The 18,323-nt window shown below is 69.4% G+C and carries 16 protein-coding genes; 4 read left to right on the forward strand and 12 right to left on the reverse strand.

Features of this window, described 5'->3' with window-relative positions; all coding sequences use genetic code 11:
- From EPD65_RS01045 to EPD65_RS01070, 6 genes are read right to left on the reverse strand one after another with little or no spacing between them, the layout of a single operon-like run.
- Nucleotides 1-288, reverse strand: coding sequence for an RNA-binding S4 domain-containing protein (locus EPD65_RS01045; RefSeq protein WP_131581065.1), 288 nt, complete (start codon nucleotides 286-288; stop codon nucleotides 1-3).
- The gene (locus tag EPD65_RS01050) at nucleotides 285-659 is read right to left on the reverse strand and encodes a hypothetical protein (RefSeq protein ID WP_131581066.1); all 375 of its coding nucleotides are present in this window, start codon (nucleotides 657-659) and stop codon (nucleotides 285-287) included. The genes EPD65_RS01045 and EPD65_RS01050 overlap by 4 nt, the downstream gene beginning before the upstream one ends.
- A 29-nt stretch (nucleotides 660-688) precedes the next feature.
- Nucleotides 689-1,972 (reverse strand): DUF445 domain-containing protein, encoded by a 1,284-nt coding sequence (locus tag EPD65_RS01055; RefSeq protein WP_243640369.1) that lies wholly within the window; start codon nucleotides 1,970-1,972, stop codon nucleotides 689-691.
- A gap of 13 nt (nucleotides 1,973-1,985) precedes the next feature.
- A complete protein-coding gene (locus EPD65_RS01060; protein WP_131581068.1) occupies nucleotides 1,986-3,080 on the reverse strand; it encodes an ABC transporter ATP-binding protein in 1,095 nt (364 codons plus the stop codon).
- On the reverse strand, nucleotides 3,080-4,756 hold the full coding sequence (locus EPD65_RS01065) for an ABC transporter permease (protein WP_165872834.1): 1,677 nt from the start codon (nucleotides 4,754-4,756) through the stop codon (nucleotides 3,080-3,082). Before EPD65_RS01065 ends, EPD65_RS01060 begins: the two co-directional genes overlap by 1 nt.
- Before the next feature lie 7 nt (nucleotides 4,757-4,763).
- Entirely contained in the window at nucleotides 4,764-5,801 is a 1,038-nt protein-coding gene (locus EPD65_RS01070; protein ID WP_131581072.1) for an extracellular solute-binding protein, read from the reverse strand.
- A 105-nt stretch (nucleotides 5,802-5,906) separates the two neighbouring features.
- Between EPD65_RS01070 and EPD65_RS01075 the strand changes: the two genes are divergently transcribed.
- The 3 genes from EPD65_RS01075 to EPD65_RS01085 all read left to right on the forward strand — a co-directional run bounded on the left by EPD65_RS01075 (nucleotide 5,907) and on the right by EPD65_RS01085 (nucleotide 9,578).
- Complete coding sequence (locus EPD65_RS01075; RefSeq protein WP_131581074.1) at nucleotides 5,907-6,305, forward strand: FAD synthase family protein; 399 nt, start codon at nucleotides 5,907-5,909, stop codon at nucleotides 6,303-6,305.
- Between the two features lie 49 nt (nucleotides 6,306-6,354).
- A complete protein-coding gene (locus EPD65_RS01080; protein WP_131581076.1) occupies nucleotides 6,355-7,923 on the forward strand; it encodes an MXAN_6640 family putative metalloprotease in 1,569 nt (522 codons plus the stop codon).
- 104 nt (nucleotides 7,924-8,027) lie between these two features.
- Nucleotides 8,028-9,578, forward strand: coding sequence for an MXAN_6640 family putative metalloprotease (locus EPD65_RS01085; RefSeq protein WP_131581078.1), 1,551 nt, complete (start codon nucleotides 8,028-8,030; stop codon nucleotides 9,576-9,578).
- 13 nt (nucleotides 9,579-9,591) lie between these two features.
- On the opposite strand, the gene EPD65_RS01090 is transcribed toward EPD65_RS01085, so the two are convergent.
- The 6 genes from EPD65_RS01090 to EPD65_RS01115 all read right to left on the reverse strand — a co-directional run bounded on the left by EPD65_RS01090 (nucleotide 9,592) and on the right by EPD65_RS01115 (nucleotide 16,891).
- Nucleotides 9,592-9,981 (reverse strand): hypothetical protein, encoded by a 390-nt coding sequence (locus EPD65_RS01090; RefSeq protein WP_131581080.1) that lies wholly within the window; start codon nucleotides 9,979-9,981, stop codon nucleotides 9,592-9,594.
- Between the two features lie 89 nt (nucleotides 9,982-10,070).
- Nucleotides 10,071-11,330, reverse strand: a complete 1,260-nt coding sequence (locus EPD65_RS01095) for a choice-of-anchor P family protein (protein WP_131581082.1) — start codon at nucleotides 11,328-11,330, stop codon at nucleotides 10,071-10,073.
- 189 nt (nucleotides 11,331-11,519) lie between these two features.
- Nucleotides 11,520-12,935 carry a Re/Si-specific NAD(P)(+) transhydrogenase subunit beta gene (gene pntB / locus EPD65_RS01100; RefSeq protein WP_131581084.1) on the reverse strand — a complete coding sequence of 472 codons (1,416 nt, stop codon included), beginning with the start codon at nucleotides 12,933-12,935 and terminating at the stop codon, nucleotides 11,520-11,522.
- A gap of 3 nt (nucleotides 12,936-12,938) precedes the next feature.
- Nucleotides 12,939-14,465, reverse strand: a complete 1,527-nt coding sequence (locus EPD65_RS01105; protein WP_131581086.1) for a Re/Si-specific NAD(P)(+) transhydrogenase subunit alpha — start codon at nucleotides 14,463-14,465, stop codon at nucleotides 12,939-12,941.
- Between the two features lie 188 nt (nucleotides 14,466-14,653).
- Nucleotides 14,654-15,847, reverse strand: coding sequence for a phospholipase D-like domain-containing protein (locus EPD65_RS01110; protein WP_131581088.1), 1,194 nt, complete (start codon nucleotides 15,845-15,847; stop codon nucleotides 14,654-14,656).
- A gap of 111 nt (nucleotides 15,848-15,958) precedes the next feature.
- Nucleotides 15,959-16,891, reverse strand: a complete 933-nt coding sequence (locus tag EPD65_RS01115) for a LysR family transcriptional regulator (RefSeq protein WP_243640370.1) — start codon at nucleotides 16,889-16,891, stop codon at nucleotides 15,959-15,961.
- 78 nt (nucleotides 16,892-16,969) lie between these two features.
- On the opposite strand from EPD65_RS01115, the gene EPD65_RS01120 reads away from it, so the two are divergent.
- On the forward strand, nucleotides 16,970-18,307 hold the full coding sequence (locus tag EPD65_RS01120) for an FAD-dependent oxidoreductase (protein WP_131581090.1): 1,338 nt from the start codon (nucleotides 16,970-16,972) through the stop codon (nucleotides 18,305-18,307).
- Nucleotides 18,308-18,323 lie beyond the last annotated feature (16 nt).

The raw sequence follows: 18,323 nt of genomic DNA on the forward strand, positions 1-18,323 counted from the left end.
TCACCAGGGCAGGTCGTCCGGAACGTCGTCGGCGCCGGTGACCACGCGGGCCACCTGACCACGCAGCTCGACGACATCGCCGTCGACCAGTTGACGGCCACGGCGGGTGTCCACCTCGCCGTTGACCTTCACCAGGCCTGCTGGGCAGACCTCCTTGGCCTCGGCGCCCGTGTCGATCAGGTTGGCCAGCTTGAGGAACTGGCCGAGCCGGATGACCTCCTCGCGCACCGCGACATCGACCGGCTCCGGCCCCTTGGCGGCGCCACCGCGGCGCAGTCCGAACTTCATCCGAGCACCCACGCAGCGCCGGCGATGGAGGGGATGAAGCCGAGCAGCAGCCAGGGCGAGAGCCACGACTTCTCGTGGATGACCCGCGCCGCCGCGACGCCGGCGACGCCGAACGCTGCGGCGTTGCCGAGCAGGACCCACTTGCCGGGCGTCTTGTGGACCATCGTGCCCGCGATCGCGATCCAGCCGACGGCCAGCAGCATCGCGACGGTCACGATCAGGGCCGTCATCACCCAGCGCTGCACGCGGCGCACCGACGCGTCGTCGTACGACGACTGGCGCACGGGAAGGGCGTTGGGATCCATCAGGTGCCGCGGGCGGCGCTGCTGCGGCCGCTGAGCATTCTGAGGCTCGGGGAGGTTGCTGCTCATGGGTCCATTGTCCCCCAGCCGCGGACTGCTCAGTGCACGAGCACGGTCAGTGCGTGGATGATCACGCCGACCAGACCGCCCACGATCGTGCCGTTGATCCGGATGAACTGGAGGTCGCGTCCGACGTGCAGCTCGATCCGGTCAGAGGCCTCCTTGCCGTCCCACTTCTCGATGGTGTGGGTGATGACGGCCGTGAGCTCGGAGCCGTAGCGCGAGACCGCGAAGACGGCGGCGTCCGCGGCCCAGCCGTCGAGGCGTGCGCGGAGCTCCGGCTCGGCGAGCAGCCGCTTCGCGAACGCCACGACCTCCTCCTCGAGACGCTGCGCGAGCGGACCGTCGGGGTCCTGCAGGGCGCCGGCCAGCGCGTTGCGGAACGCGGTCCACAGCGAGATGGTCGTCGTCGCGAACTGCGGGTGGTCGAGCATGCGGAGCTTGAACGCCTCGGCGCGCTGCTGGGTCGACTCGTTGGTCAGCAGGTCATCGCCGAGGCGGGCCAGCATCGAGTCGAGTGCCTTGCGCGCGCGGTGGCGCGGGTCCTGGCGGATGTCGCCGAGCCACCGGATCGCCTCGACGTGGAGCCGCTCGGTGACCAGCTCGTTGAGGCGATCGGGAGCCCACCACGGCGCGCGTTCGAGCAGCACCTCGGCGAAGGTGTCGGGGTTGTTGATCAGCCAGCCGTGGAGCTCCTCGAGCGCGAGGTCGACCAGGCCGTGGTGCAGGTCGTCGCGCACCGCCTCGGTGACGAAGGTGCCGAGGATGGGCGAGATCGGCTCCTCCCGGAACCGCGGAACAAGTGCCATCTCGACGATGTCGGTGATGTGGTGGTCCTGCACCTTGCCCAGGGCGATCGCGGCGACGTCCATCGTCTCGGCGACGACCTTGCGCGCGTTGGTCCGGTCCACCGCCCACGTGCCGACCCGGCGGCTCAGCTCGGCCGAAGCGACGCGGTCACGGATGATCGCCTCCTGGAGGAAGTTCTCCCCCACGAACTCCTCGAGGCCGCGGCCGAGCTCGTCCTTGCGCTTCGGGATCAGCGCCGTGTGCGGGATCGGCAGGCCGAGTGGGTGCCGGAAGAGCGCGGTGACGGCGAACCAGTCCGCCATCGCGCCGACCATGCTCGCCTCGGCCCCGGCATTGACGAAGCCGAGCACACCGTCGCGGCCGAGCGTCGCGGCGTACACGACAGCGGCGAAGACCAGCAGCGAGAGGGCGACGGCGCGCATCCGCCGGAGCGCCGTACGCCGGGCGGCATCGGCCGCCGAGTCGGCGCCGGCCAGGGCGGGCGAGCTCGCGGGGTGCGTCAGCGTGTCCACGCGGGCGATTGTGTCAGGAGACCGGCGGAGCGACCGGAGGCGCGACGACGGCGTTGTCGCCGACCATCAGGGTCGGCGTCACGCCGGCGACCACGCTGGCGTCCACAGGGGTGCCCACGGGGTAGCGGACGGCGTGCTGCTGCCACGAGCGCAGGGTCCGCCCGGACGCGAGGCGGACGGTGTGGAGAACGAAGGCGCCGTGGTACTCGACCGCGATCACCTCGGCTCCCTCGCCCGACCGGTTGCGGGCCGGCGTGAGCGCCACCTCGTGCGGCCGCAGGACGACCTCGACGTCGGTGTCCGCGCGCCCCCACCCGGGGACGGTCGAGACGACGCCGATCTCGCAGGTCAGCAGCGCCTTGTGCACGTGCGCCGGCAGGAAGTCCGCGTCGCCCATGAACGACGCCACGAACCGCGTCGCCGGCTGCTCGAAGACCCGCTGCGGGGTGTCGGCCTGCTCGATCCGGCCGGCCTGCATGACGACCACACGGTCACCGATCGAGAGCGCCTCGGTCTGGTCGTGGGTCACGAAGACAGCGGTGGTGCCGGTCGAGCGGAGTACGCCGACCAGCTCGGCGCGGACCTGGGCGCGGAGGTTCTCGTCGAGCGAGGAGAACGGCTCGTCGAGCAGCACCACGGCAGGGCGCGGAGCCAGCGCACGCGCGAGGGCGACGCGCTGCTGCTCGCCGCCGGAGAGCTCGTGGGGGTAACGCTTCGCCTTGTCCGCGAGGCGCACCAGCTCCAGTACCTCGCGCACCCGGGCCCGGCGCTCCGAGCGCGGCAGGCCGGTGAGGCCGAAGGCCACGTTGCGCTCGACGCTGAGGTGCGGGAAGAGCGCGTGGTCCTGGAAGACCATGCCGACCCGGCGCTTCTCGGGCTGCACGAACGTGCCCGGACCAGCGACGACCTCGTCGGCGACCAGGATCCGGCCTCCGTCAGGGCGCTCCAGGCCGGCCATCAGCCGCAGCGCGGTCGACTTGCCGCAGCCCGACGGACCGATCAGCGTGATGATCTCGCCACGCTCGACGCTGAGGTCGAGGCCGACTGCCGCCGGCGTCCGGCCGTAGCTCTTGGAGACGTCCTCGAAGACCAGGGCGGGGGTGCTCATCAGGCCTCCTCGGGACGTCGTCGGGCGGCGCGGTCGGACGACCACACCTGGCGGAAGAGCAGGAACACCGGGATCACCGACAGGGCGACGATGATCAGCGCGGGCCCGGCCGCGAGGTTCCAGAGGTTCTCCGTCGCGAGAGAGTAGACCCACACCGAAACCGTGGTGAAGTCGACCGGGCGCAGCATCAGCACGAGCGGCAGCTCCTTGATCGCGTCGATCGCGACGAGGACCGCTGCCACGGCGATGCCGGGGCGCACGAGCGGCGCGTGGACCTTGCGCAGCACGCGCATGGGCCCGGCACCGAGCGACAGGGCACCCTGCGTGATCGAGACCGACAGCTTGGCGTACGACGCATCCACCGCCTGGTACGCCGGCCCGAGGAACCGCACCGCGTAGGCGAAGAGGATCGCGAAGACCGATCCGGTGGCGAGCAGCCCGAGGCCGCCCGGCACGCCGATCGCCTCGACACCGTCGTTGAGCGCCTTGAGCACGAGCAGCGTGCCGATGCCGACGACGGCACCGGGGACGGCGTACCCGAAGGTGGTGAGCTGGGCGCAGGCCCGGACGATCCGGCCGCCGCCCAGCCGCAGCGCGTGGCCGATGAGGAGCGCCAGGACCACACAGGTGACAGCGGCCAGGACGGCGATCACGAGAGAGTTGGAGAGCGCCTGCGCGAAGTCGGCGCTGAACACGCCCTCGGCGGTCTTGTGGGTGGGCTGCAGCGCCCAGCCGATCAGGCGCCCGACCGGGACGAAGACGGCGACGGCGAGCGCGCCGAGGCACAGCAGCGAGGCCAGCAGGCCACGCACCGGACCGAGCCGCACCGCCTGCAGCCCGGTGCCACGACCGCCCTGGGTAAACCGGGCACGGCCCCGCAGCAGCCGCTCGCCCACCATCACGGCGGCAGCGAAGAGCATGACCATCGACGCGAGCTGCGTCGCGGCAGCGAAGTCGTACTTGCCCTTCCAGACGATGTACGCGCCGTAGGAGACCGTCTGCACGTTGAAGTACTGCACGGTCGCGAAGTCCGTCAGCACCTCCATCATCACCAGCGCCAGACCGGCCGCGAGCGAGGGGCGCGCGAGGGGCAGCAGCACCGCGAAGAAGGCCCGGCGACGGCTCGCGCCGAGGGTGCGCGCCGCGTCGTACGTCGCCCGGCCCTGCTCCGCGAAGGCGGCCCGTGCCAGCAGGTAGACGTACGGGTAGAGCGTGAGCGACATGACGATTGCGCAGCCCGCGAGCGAGGCGACGGAGAACTGCACGTGCAGCCCCAGCCCGCGCAGCCACTGCTGCACCGGACCGGCCGCGTCGAAGGTGGAGAGGAAGACGAAGCCGAGGATGTACGCCGGCATGGCCAGCGGCAGCACGAGCAGCCACACGAAGACGTTGCGCAGCGGGAACGTGTAGGCGGTGACCAGCCACGCCAGGCCGACGCCCAGCGCGAGCGAGCCCGTGCCGACCGCAACCATCAGCATGAGCGTGGTCGCCACCATGTGCGGCAGCTGCGACGGCAGGGAGTCGGGCCAGTGGGTGCTGACCTCGAGCAGGATGGCCACGACCGGTGCCGCGACGAGCAGCGCCACCACCACGACGACCAGCGACCAGCGGGCGCGGCCACGCGCCTGCATGCGCCAGGCCCGCTGGGCGATCGTCGGGACGAAGGTCTGGGCCATCAGGGTGTCAGCGGCCGTAGCCCGCGGCGTCGAGGATCTCGACGGCAGCCTTCTCCTGCTGACCGAGCTCGTCGGCCTGGAGCGGGGCAGGCTTGAACGCGCCGAACTGCGACGCCTCGGCATCCGGCTTCACAGCCGGGTTGACGGGGAACTCGTGGTTGCCCGACGCCATCGCGGCCTGACCGGTCTTGTCGGCGAGCCACTCGAGGAGGATCTCGGCGTCCTTCTTGTTGTCACTGGTCTTGACGACACCGGCGCCCGAGATGTTGATCATCGTGCCCGCGCCCTGCTGGGAGGCCCAGTAGATCTTCACGTTGAGGTCGGGGTTGTCCTCGAGCTCGCCGGCCACGTAGTAGTGGTTGACGAGCGCGACGTCGCAGGTGCCGGCGTCGACGGCCTCGATGAGGAGCTTGTCGTTGGCCATGATCTGCGGGTCGTTGGCGACCCAGCCCTTGACGATCTCGGTCGCCTTCGCCTTGCCGTAGAGGTTGATCAGGTGGGCGACGAGGGCGACCTGGTAGGCCTCGCTCTCGTCGCGCATGCAGAGCTTGCCCTTCCACTTCGGGTCGGCGAGCCCCGCGTAGGTCTCCTTGGCATCGAACTCGGACGGCTTCACCGTGTCCGGGTTGTAGAGCACCGTGCGGGCACGCGAGACGAGACCGAACCAGCGGTTCTGGCTGTCGCGGTACTCGGCGGGGATCTCCGCGTCGAGCTGGGCGTTGTCGACCGGCTGGAGCAGGCCCTCGCGGGCGGCCTCGTACAGGTTGCCCGCGTCGACGGTGACGAAGAGGTCGGCGGGCGAGTTCTTGCCCTCGGTCTTGATGCGCTGCAGCAGGTCGGAGTTCTCGCCACCGAGGAACTGGACGGTGATGCCGGTCTCCTTGGTGAACTGCTTGAAGACCGCCTCGCTGCCGTAGTGGCGAGCCGAGTAGACCTGCAGGTCCGCCGGCTTCGAGCCCAGGCCGAGGAAGGAACAGCCCGACGTGACCGAGGCCAGCGCGAGGCCGGTGGCGAGCAGGGCAACAGAGCGAGAGGTACGGCGCATGGCGTCATCCTAAGGTAAGGCTTACCTGTCGCGGGCGTGGACTACGTCACTGCCCACGCGTGGCCGAAATGGGTGCTCCTCACGCCCCATGGGAGAATCGCGCCCATGTCCCGCACCGTCATCACCTTCGGCACCTTCGACGTCTTCCACGTCGGCCACCTGCGCGTCATCGAGCGGGCAGCGGCCCTCGGCGACCGGCTCGTCGTGGGCGTTTCTGCCGACGCACTCAACATGCGCAAGAAGGATCGCCTCCCGGTCTTCTCCGAGGCGGAGCGGCTCGCGATCGTCGGTGCACTGAAGCCCGTCGACGAGGTCTTCGTCGAGGAGAGCCTCGAGCTCAAGCGGGAGTACATCCTCAAGTTCGGCGCCGACGTCCTCGTGATGGGCGACGACTGGGAGGGCCGCTTCGACGAGTTCAAGGACATCTGCGAGGTCGTCTACCTTCCCCGCACCCCCGCCATCTCCACCACCGCGCTGATCGAGAAGATTTCGGCCGGCGCGTAATCTGGCGAACTCCGCCTGCCCTCCAGAGCTCTCGGGACCCTTCATGCGCGTGCACCACCTGACCGCTGCCCTCGCCACGACCACGCTGGCCGTGGCATTGGCTCCTGCAGTCGCCGCTCCGGCGTACGCCGCCGGGCAGGACCGTGCCCCGTCACACTCCTCCCCCCACGCCCTCGCGGCACTGGAGAAGGTGCACGGCCTGCTGGCCGGAACCCTTCCGCAGGGATCCACGACGGGTGCGCCGGACGTCACCATGGCGCTCGTCAAGCTGATGGGTCAGCGCGACCACCTGGCGCCGCGCGACCGCCGCCAGGCCGACGCCCTCTTTGCGCGGCCCGACCAGCCGGGCTCCCCGACGTACTCCGAGGACCAGGACAGCAACGCCGACTGGGACACCAGCGAGGTCGCTGCCGCGAAGTCCACCTGCGCCGACACCACCATGTGGGGCGTCAACAACTTCTGCGTGCACTGGGTCCCCGCGGACGCACTGGACGCGGCCGGCAACGCGAGCAGCCAGCGCAGCACGGACGCCGCGGTGCAGGCCACGGTCGACACCCTGAAGACGGTGTGGACAACCGAGACCGGCACCGACGCGGGGCAGCTCGGCTTCCTGGCTCCCAAGGCCGACGGCATCCGGGGTGGCACGGGGTCGACGAACAAGCTCGACGTCTACCTGGCCGACACCGGGGCTGCCCACAACTACGGATACGCGGTGCCCGAGCAGAGCACCGACGCGAGCTTCGGCTACCTCGTGCTCGACAACGACTTCAGCACGAAGCAGTTCCCGTCGACGACGACCACGCCGGACGAGGCCCGTCAGGTGACGGCCGCCCACGAGTTCTTCCACCTCGTGCAGTTCGCGTACGACTCGTACGAGAGCCCGTGGCTGATGGAGGCGACGGCGACCTGGATGGAGGAGCAGGTCTACGACGACATCGACGACAACCGGCAGTTCATCCCGTCCGGATCCCTGCGCCACCGCTCCCAGCCGCTCGACACCTTCCTCGCGAACAGCGGAGCGCAGTACGGCACGTGGGTCTTCCCGGAGCTGATCAGCGAGCAGTTCGGCACCGACAGCATCCGTGACGTCTGGGTCTCCGCCGGCAAGACGGCGGGCCGCAACCCGCGCAGCGCGCTGGACAGCGCCTTGAAGCTCCGCGGCTCCTCGCTCCGCCAGGAGTTCCTCAACTTCACGGGCGCCTCGATGGCCCCGTCCCGGTTCCCCGAGTTCTGGTCCGAGGGCGCTGCCTATTACCCCGCCGCGATCATGGGCAAGACCTGGAAGCTCAGCACCGCGACGAAGTCAACCGGCTCCTGGACCGCCGGCGTCGACCACCTGGCCAGCGCCGACTTCTCGGTGACCCCCGACGCCAGCCTGACGGCCAACTGGAAGATGCGGCTCACCATCGCCGCACCGGCCGACAGCGGCACGGCGTACGCGATCGTGGTCTACAAGGACGGCCACGTCGGCAAGGCACCCCTCACGCTGACCGACGGCAAGCTCGTCCGGAGCTTCCCCTTCTCGGTCGGGGCCGTCAGCCGGATCTCCGTCGCGCTCGGCAACAGCTCCACGGCCAACGGTCGCGAGACGCACTTCAGCGCCACGATCTGGCGCTGACCGTTCAGGTATCTGTACGGCACAGATATCCGGAATCGCCCCGCATGTCAGGCAATGCCCACTTAGGCTGAGCGCTCCGCTCGCCGACCCTGACGGGATGTTCCATGCGCCGCCGCTCCACCCAGGCCCTGCTGGGCGCCCTGCTCCTGCCTGTCGCCCTCACCCCGGCCGTGGTGAGTTCACCGGCCTCGGCCAAGGAGCACCGCGTCCCCGCGCAGTCCTCCCCCGCCGCCGAGAAGGCCCTCGACCGCGTCCTCGACCTGATGGGGAAGCGCGCCCCCAGCGCGCACGGCCGACCGACCGATGCAACGCTCGCACTTCTCAACCTCAGGCGCCACTACAGCAGCCTTGACAGCGCCGACCGCAGGACCGCGCACGGACTCTTTGCCCGCCCGGACAGCGCCAGCGGCAGTGCGGATCAGACCGAGTCCGCATGGTCGCTCGACACCGCCGAGACGGCGGCCCTCCAGCAGTCCTGCAACGACCGCTTCTGTGTCCACTGGGTGCCGTCCGGCACGCCCGACGACTCCGGCGCACCGAGCCACAACGGCGCCACCCAGAGCTACGTCAACGCCGCGGTCGCGGCGATGTCCACGTCATGGGACGCCGAGGTCACGACGATGGGCTATGACCGGCCCGACGGCGATGGCACCGAGGATGGCGGCCAGGACCTCGTCGACCTCTATCTGGTCGACACCGCGACCCCGGACAACCTGACGCTCGGCTACGCCTATCCCGAGAACTCGTCCGAGCCGGCGGAAGATGCGGGCTACGTCGATTTTGGCTACGACGGGTTCGCGGTGGTCGACAACGACATGGCCGAGCTCGCGGGCACAGGCACGGGCACCGCTGTTGCGCTTCGCACGGCGATCGCCCACGAGTTCTTCCACCTCATTCAGTTCGGCTATGACATCTACGAGAGCCCCTGGCTCATGGAGTCGACGGCCAGCTGGATGGAACACCAGGTCTACCCCGCGGACAACGGCAATCCCCACGCCCTGAAGTACAGCTCCATGCGGAACCCCTGGCTCCCCCTCGACACTGAGAACGGCGGTACCGAGTACGGCAACTGGGTCTACCAGCAGCTGACGACGGAGAGGCTCGGGACCGACACCGTCCTGCACATCTGGCAGAACGCGGGCAGCCAAGGCGGAGACAACACCCGCAGCTCCATGGAGACGGCCTACAACGAGGCAGGCTCGTCTGCCCTGAACGAGTTCAGGATGTTCCTCGCCGCCTCGATGGCTCCCCGGCGCTACTGGTCCGAAGGGGACGACTTCTACCCAGCCGCGACGATGGCAAAGAACTGGACCCTCAGCACCGCGAAGAAGTCGACCGGGAAGTGGTGGGCCTCAGCAGATCACATGGCCGCAGTCGACTTCTCCATCAAGCCGGACGCCCATCTGACTGGCCCGTGGAAGCTTCGCCTCACCGCGGACCCGCGCGTGACGCTCAACAACACCGGCTACGTCATGGTGGTCTACAAGGACGGCCACATCGGCACCAGCCCGTTGATCTTCAACAGAGGCGACAAGCTGGTGCGGAGCATGCCCTTCTCCAGCAAGTCGGTCAGCCGCGTGGGAGTCAGCCTGGGCAACGCGTCCGGGTGGCAGGACGGCCACGTCTACGACTTCCGCTTCGACATCTGGCGCTGACCGCGCCCCGGCGCTACTCCCCCGCGGGCGTGGCGCCGGGTTCGCGGATCACCAGGCTGAAGACCGGCGCCGTCAGGTTCTCCAGCGACTGGACGACAGCGGCGTGGCGGTGCGCCAGCGACTCGACGAGCGCGGCGAGGTCGGCCTGCACGGAGGCGAGGCTGGCCATGGTGTCCGCGATCTCGCGCTGCTTCACGACGAAGTCCTGCAGCGGCTGGACGCTGGCCGAGGCGAGGTCGCCGACGGCGTTCGCCAGGGCCGAGATCTGACGGACCGCCTCGTCCGGCTGGGCCGCCGTCTTGCCGATGGTGACGAGCGCGTCCAGAGCTCCGGCGGCGGCGTCGACCGCGAGCTTCTGCGACTTGGAGAGCAGGGCGAAGGGGTCGAGCGGAAGGTCAGCCATGGGCTGAGGTTAGCCACGCAAGGACCACGAGGACCACGAAAGCCCCCAGGTTCGCACCCGGGGGCTTTCGTGAGGCGGAGCTGACGGGATCAGAGGATCCCGGTCGTGGCCGTGGCGACCTCGACCTGCGCACCCAGCGGCAGGTCACCCTGCGGGCTGAGCAGCGTGATCAGGACACCGCGGGCGAGCGTGCCGCAGCCCTGACGGACCTGCTGGTTGACGACAACCTTGGCGATGTTGGCCACGTTGATCGTCGTATTGGGCGCGACGTTGAGCGGGATGGTCGTGCCGGCCACCTTGAGGTTGACCAGAGTCATCGATGCGTTGCCCGAGCAGGTGCCACCGACGCGGCGGCTGTGCGCCGTCACCTTGATGGCGTCAGCCGTCACGAGACCGGCAAGGATGTTGACCCGGGCGATCTCGTTGGTGTTGACGACGTCGGCGTCGAGGTCGTTGGTGCCAAACCGCGACGAGGTGCTCGTGGACTCGACCGCACCCGTGGTGAGGATGCCGGGGACGTTGACGCCCACGGTGGTGTTCTTCAGGGTGGCGCCGTTGCTGCCACCCGGCGGGGTGCGCAGGACCGCGGTCGCCGGAGCCTCCACGGTGATGCCGTCGCCGACCTTCGCGAAGGCCTTCGTGCCATACGCCTGACCGGTCAGACCCGCCGCGCTCGGCGTCGCCGGCATGACGGTCTGGTACATCGGGTTGACGATGATCGTCGCACCCGCCGGCACAGAGCCCTGGCTCTGCAGCAGCGCCACACCGAGGGCCCAGCCCTGGCTGGCGGACGCGCCGCCGTTGGCGTGCGTGGCGTACGCGTTGATCGTCACGGTGGCGATCTTCGGGATCGTCACCGTGTAGTTCTTCGGGATGTCGACGGGCAGGTTGATGCCGGCAATCTTGATGCCGACCAGGCGCGTGCCGCCGCTCGTGGAGAGCGTGCCGTCCGGGTGGGCGACCGTCGTCAGGTTCGACTCGACAGCGTCGGCGGTGATCAGGCCGTTGAGGACGTTGACACCGGCCGTGCGGGCCCACGACTTGATCTCGGTGCCGCCCGTGACGGCCTTCGCCGTGGCAGCGGTCTCGACGACGCCGGTGCGGACGACGCCGCTCGCGGAGACGGTCGCGACCGACTGCTTCGAGGAGTTGGGCACCGCAGTGCCGGTGATGGCCGCCTGGGCCGTCTGGTTGGAGATGACCAGGCCGGAACCGGCCTTGATCGTCGTGCCCGCGGCAGTGGCGACATAGCCCCACTTGGCGTCCGCGGCGTTGGCAGGTGCCTGCAGGCCGGCGACGGGCAGCAGGATCACCAGCGGCAGGAGAAGAGAGCGAAGCTTGATGGACATGGGCCCCATCCCAAGAGATACAGAAAGTGGAAAGCACTAGTTGCCAAGTGCAATGTTCCCTCAATCGTACTCGCCAAATCGCCCCGGAGACCCCGGTATTGCACCCGTGGAATGGAGATGCCAAACGCCCCGGACCACTGGGTGGTCCGGGGCGTTCGTGTGGTCGCGACGAGCTCGACCGACGGTGGATCAGAGGTGCTTGAGGATGTCCTCGACGCGGTCCTTGGCGTCACCGAAGAGCATCGCCGAGTTCTCGCGGAAGAACAGCGGGTTCTGCACACCGGCGTAGCCCGAGGCCATGGAGCGCTTGAAGACGATGACGTCCTTGGCGTTCCACACCTCGAGGACCGGCATGCCCGCGATCGGGGACGTCGGGTCCTCGGACGCGGCCGGGTTGACCGTGTCGTTGGCGCCGATGACCAGGACGACGTCCGTCTCCGGGAAGTCCTCGTTGATCTCGTCCATCTCGAGCACGACGTCGTACGGCACCTTGGCCTCGGCCAGGAGCACGTTCATGTGACCCGGCAGGCGGCCGGCGACCGGGTGGATGCCGAAGCGGACGTTGATGCCCTTGTGGCGCAGCTGCTCGGTGAGCGACGCGACCGGGTACTGCGCCTGGGCAACGGCCATGCCGTAACCCGGCGTGATCACCACGGAGGAGGCGTTCTTGAGCAGCTCGGCGACACCCTCGGCGTCGATCTCGCGGTGCTCGCCGTAGTCCTTGTCCTCGGCCGGACCGGCCTCGATACCGAAACCACCGGCGATGACGGAGATGAACGAGCGGTTCATCGCCTTGCACATGATGTACGACAGGTACGCACCGGAGGAGCCGACGAGGGCACCGGTGACGATCAGCAGGTCGTTGTTGAGCAGGAAGCCCGACGCCGCCGCGGCCCAGCCGGAGTACGAGTTGAGCATCGACACGACGACCGGCATGTCACCGCCGCCGATCGAGGCGACCAGGTGCCAGCCGAGGAGCAGCGCCAGTGCGGTGAGCGCACCGAGCAGGATCGTCTGGGTGTCGTGGTCCTCGACGGCGACGTAGACGGCCGTGAGCACCACGAAGAGCACGAGCGAGCCGATGTTGATGAGGTTCTTGCCCGGCAGCATGAGCGGCGAGGAGGAGATCTTCGCCGACAGCTTGAGGTTGGCGACGATCGAGCCGGTGAAGGTGACCGCACCGATGAAGATGCCGATCGAGACCTCGGCCTCGTGGATGTTGACCAGGCTGGGCAGCGACTCCTCGGAGCCGAGCAGGTGGCCGTTCCAGCCGATCGCGACGGCCGCGAGACCGACGAACGAGTGCAGGAGGGCGATGAGCTCGGGCATGCCGGTCATCTCGACGATCTTCGCGCGCCACAGACCGATGGCACCGCCGATCACGACCGCACCGAGCATGAGACCGATGGCCAGGCCACGGTTGTCGACGTACTCGCTGGCGTCGATGACCGCGACGATGGTCGCGACCAGCGCGACCGCCATGCCGGCCATGCCGTAGGTGAGGCCGCTCTTGGCGGACTCGTGCTTGCTCAGGCCTGCCAGGGACAGGATGAAGAGCAGCGCCGCGACGATGTACGCCGCAAGGGTGAAGGTAACGATGGTCATGGGTCAGTTCCCCTTGCTGAACATCAGGAGCATGCGACGCGTCACCGCGAAGCCGCCGAAGACGTTGATCGACGCGAGCAGGATCGCGACCGCGGACAGGATCCGCACCGCAGTGTCGTCCGCCGCGACCGTGAGCAGGGCGCCCACGACCACCACGCCGGAGATGGCGTTGGTGACGGACATCAGCGGCGTGTGGAGCGCGTGCGCGACCTTGCCGATGACGTAGTAGCCGATCACGATCGAGAGCATCAGCACGGTGAAGTGCGTACGCAGCTCGTTGGTCGGGGCGTAGGCGTTGAGCAGGCCGAAGAGGGCGATCGCGGCGAGCACGATGCCGACCTTCGTGCCGGCCGCCATCGGAGCCTTCGGCTCCTTGACCTCGACCGGAGCGGCCGGAGCAGCCACAGGGGCAGCCGAGACGGCGACCTCCGGCGGCGGCCAGGTGCCCTCGCCGTTGCGGACGACCGTGATGCCGCGCTGGACGACGTCGTCGAAGTCGAGGACGAGCTGGCCGTCCTTGCCCGGGGTCATCAGCTTCATCAGGTTGACCAGGTTCTGGCCGTAGAGCTGCGAGGCCTGGGCAGGCAGACGGCCCGCGAGGTCGGTGTAACCGATGATCGTGACGCCGTTGGCGGTCAGGACCTTCTCGCCCGGGACGGTGCCCTCGACGTTGCCGCCGTTCTGGGCAGCCATGTCGACGATGACCGAGCCGGCCTTCATCGAGGCGACCATCTCCGCGGTGATGATGCGGGGCGCGGGGCGGCCCGGGATCAGCGCGGTCGTGATGATGATGTCGACGTCCTTGCACTGCTCGGCGTAGAGGGCAGCCTCCTTCGCCTTGTAGTCGTCGCCCATCTCCTTGGCGTAGCCCGTGGTCGAGACCTCGGTGTCGTCGGAGACGGAGACGTACTCGCCACCGAGCGACTTGACCTGGTCCGCCACCTCGGGACGCGGGTCGGTCGCGCGGACGATCGCGCCGAGCGAACCCGCCGCGCCGATCGCCGCCAGACCCGCAACGCCGGCGCCCACGACCAGGACCTTCGCCGGCGGGACCTTGCCCGCGGCAGTGACCTGACCGGTGAAGAAGCGGCCGAAGGCGTGCGAGGCCTCAACGACCGCGCGGTAACCGGCGATGTTCGCCATCGACGACAGCACGTCGAGGGACTGGGCACGCGAGATGCGCGGCACCGTCTCCATCGCGAACGCCGTGATGGGGCGCGCGGTCAGGTCAGCGACCATCTCCGCGTCCAGACGCGCGTTGAGGATCGCGACCAGCGTCGCGCCCTCCTTCAGGCCGTCACGCTGCGCCACCGTCGGCGCGTTGACGCCGAAGACGATGTCCGCACCCAGCGGGTCACCGATGGTCGCGCCCGCCTCGACGTACGCCGGGTCGGCGAAGCTCGAAAGCTCACCCGCACCGGACTCGACCACGACGTCGTATCCGAGCTTGATGAGCTGGGCCACCGTGGCAGGAGTCGCGGCAACGCGCGTCTCACCCGCCTGGGCCTCCTTGAGGACTCCGATGATCATGCGATCTCCGTTTCACTGTGGATGCGGGCCCGTGGGGCAGCGTTGCCCCCGGACCCGTAGCGCGCCGATCCTAACGACCGCACAGGCCCACGGGGAGAGTTGCCGCTTACTGGGACGTCGTGTCTGCTGTCACAGGTTTTGCACCCCGAAGTACGCGCTTCGGCGCGCACCGATCAGAGCGACAGCGGTCAGTCGTCGCGGGGCTCGCAGGTCTTCCCGTCGAGCCCGTCGGTACGCCGCGCCAGCGGCGCGTACGCCGTCATGAACTGTCGCTGCGGTGCGATCCCCTCGAGGCCGAGCACCGCCTGGTCGCTCGTCATGCCGCGCGAGGTCCAGTTGTCGGAGCCCACCCAGGTCCAGCGGACGGTGCGCCCGTGGTCGACGTACCGGAGTGCCATGTCCTTGCTGTGCACGAAGGTGCCGTCCGGGAAGCAGCCGTTGACGACGCGGCCACCCGCCGAACGGAGAGTCGCACGGGTAGCGGCGTCGACGGTCGGCCCGGCGACCATCACGATGTGGCCACCACCCCGGCTGATCCGGGCCAGCTCGGCGGAGATCCAGGCGGCACGGGTGTCCCACATCGAGTACATCGCGATCCGCACCTGCGTGGTCGGCGCCGCCGGGACCGCGCGCAGGATCTTCATGACCGGGTCGATCGCGGCATTGGCCGGCACCGCGTGGTGCGACAGGGGCAGGAAGTACGCCGCCCACCCCGAGCCGTGGAACCAGCGCGCCGGGTGCGGGCCGCGCATGCGGGCCCGGTGGTCGGCTTCGGCCGTCGCGAAGGCGTCGTAGACGTCCGGGTGCCCGGCGACGCGCCACATCGCGGCGTACGTGTGGAGGTCGGAGGAGTCGGCTGCGTTCCACGAGCCGGTGATGACGACATCACGGTCGGCGCCCGTCCGCGAGAAACGAAACGTCTTCTCGTGGAGGATTCCCTCGTCCGCTCCCCCGAAGTGCTTGTCGCGATGCAGCCATGAGCCGTCGCCCGGCGTCCGCGCGAGCTCGACGGCGACGTCGTGGGCCTCCGGCGTACGGGATCGACTGCTGCTGTCGACCCGCAGGTGGACGACGGCCCCGCGCTGGTGCGCCCGGACCAGGGCGTCGGCGATGCTGCGCGACTCCAGCCAGTACGTCGCAATGTCGATGCGCTCGCCCGCCGGTACGCCGTCGATGTCGTCGGCGATCGCGGTGGAGATGGCGTGCGGGTCCGTGGTCGGGTCGTTGTGGAGCAGCCGCACGGTCGGCGAGGCAGCGACCGGGGCCGCGACCGGCGACACCGCTAGATCAGGTCCCCGTTCGTCGCGCACCTCCTGCGTCGCTGCGGCGAGGACGATGGGGGCGAGCAGGGCCAGGGCGGTGGCGATCCACAGACGCTTCATGGTGGCACCACGGTTTCGGGCGCCGATGACACCTCACCCCACAGGCCACGACCACCGGGTGAACCCGACCGGACCGTTTGACCACACCGTGAGGTAGCGGTCACTCACCGCTCAGTCGCCGGTGGAGCCCATGCGTCCGGCGGCCCACCGCACCAGGTCACGGGCCGGCCCCGCGGGCGGCGTCGGGCCACCCGTCCACACGGCGTGGAGGTGACGGCTGAGGTCGAGCCCGCTGACGGAGACCGCCACCAGTCGCCCGGACGCCAGGTCGTCACGCACGGCGTGCGAGCTCAACGCCGCCGGGCCGGCGCCCGCCATGACGGCGGCGCGCACCGCGGCCGCACTCGACAGTTCGAGTGCCGGATCGGCCACCGGCAAGCCGGACAGCGCCCGCTCGAGGACCTCCCGGGTGCCCGACCCGACCTCGCGTACGACGAGGGGTGTCGCGGCCAGTGTCACCGCATGGATCCGTCGCGACTTCTGCGCCCACGGGTGATCGGGCGCGACGACCACGACGAGCTCGTCGACCCCGACCAGCTGGTGCTGGAGCCCGGCTGGCGGCTGCGGGCCCTCGACGAAGCCCAGGTCGACCGTGCCGGCAGCGACGAGCGCGGCGACGCGCTCGCTGTTGGTCGCCGTCATCACGAACTCGGTCGGCGGCACCCCGCGACGCCGCTGCTGGTCGCGCACGGCGACCAGCCAGCCGGGCAGCAGGTGCTCGGCAATGGTCAGGCTGGCCGCAACGCTCAGGTGTGCGCGACGGTCGGAGCGGAGCGCCTGCAGGCCCGCGTCGAGCTCGGCCGCGGCCTCGAGCACGCGGGTCGACCACTGGACGACCAGCTCCCCTGTCGGCGTCAGTGCGGAGCCCTTGCGGCTGCGACTCAGGAGGGGCGCACCCACCAGCGCTTCCGTCGTACGCATCCGGGAGGAGGCCGCCTGTTGTGTGATTCCCGTCTCAGCAGCGGCCGCGCTCAGGCTGCCTGTGCGGCCCACGAGGGCGAGCAATTCCAGCGCACGGAGGTCCGGAACGTGGTTTCCCAACACGTTCCACAAGTTAGCCTTGTGACCCCACAACCACAACCTCGTTTTGTCGAACCGCGATCAGGCTTCACAATTGGCCCCATGACTCTTCGCGTTGCTGTGGTGGGTGGCGGTCCGGCCGGCATCTACGCCGCTGACATCCTCACCAAGTCCGACGTCGATGTCTCCGTCGACATCATCGAGCGCCTCCCCGCGCCGTTCGGCCTCGTGCGCTACGGCGTCGCGCCGGACCACCCGCGCATCAAGGAGATCATCAAGGCGCTCGACCGCGTGCTGGACAAGCCGGAGATCCGCTTCCTCGGCAACGTCAACTTCGGCACCGACGTCAAGCTCGAGGAACTCCAGGAGTTCTACGACGCGGTCATCTTCTCCACCGGTGCCAAGTCCGACCGCGACCTCGGCATCCCCGGCGAGGAGCACTCGATCGGCGCCGCCGACTTCGTCTCCTGGTATGACGCCCACCCGGACGACGCCCCCACGTGGGACTTCGAGGGCGCGACCCGCGTCGCCGTCCTCGGTGTCGGCAACGTCGCGCTCGACGTCGCCCGCGTCCTCGCGAAGACCGCTGACGAGATGCTCGTGACCGACATCCCGGCGCAGGTCTTCGAGGGCCTGAAGACCAAGCAGATCACCGACGTGCACGTCTTCTCGCGCCGCGGCCCGGCGTACGCGAAGTTCTCGCCGCTGGAGCTGCGCGAGCTCAACCACTCGCCGAACGTCGAGGTCGTCGTGCACCCCGAGGGCTTCGACGTCGACGCCGACGGCATGGAGCACATCGGCAAGCACAAGTCGCAGAAGATGGTGCTCGACACCCTCGCCAACTGGGTGGGTCGCGACGAGGTCGGCAAGCCGCACCGCATCCACCTGCACTTCATGGAGCAGCCGGCCGAGGTCGTCACCGACGCCGACGGCAAGGTCGTCGCGTTCAAGACCGAGCGCACGCACTCCCCCAACGCCGACGGCACCGTCGAGGGCACCGGCGAGATCACCGAGTGGCCCGTCGGTCAGGTCTACCGCGCCATCGGCTACAAGTCCGACGCGCTGCCGGGCCTCCCGTGGGACGAGCGCAAGGCGGTCATCCCGAACGACGGCGGCAAGGTCCTCGACCTCGAGGGCAACCACATCCCCGGCGTCTTCACCACCGGCTGGATCAAGCGCGGCCCGGTCGGCCTCATCGGCCACACCAAGTCCGACGCCGCCGAGACCGTCGGCCACCTGCTCGAGCTCACGACCGAGACGGCGCCGCAGCGCTCCGACGAGGCCGTCGACGCGTTCTTCGCCGAGCGTGGCGCCAACGTGTTCACCCACGAGCACTGGCTCAAGCTCAACGAGCACGAGATCGCGCTGGGCGAGGCCCAGGAGCGCCTCCGGGTCAAGGTCCCGACCCGCGAGGGCATGCTCGACGCCGGCCAGAGCTGATCCTGGTCCGAGTCAT

Origin of the sequence: Nocardioides jejuensis, from assembly GCF_004337475.1 — a bacterium.
GTDB lineage: Bacteria > Actinomycetota > Actinomycetes > Propionibacteriales > Nocardioidaceae > Nocardioides > Nocardioides jejuensis.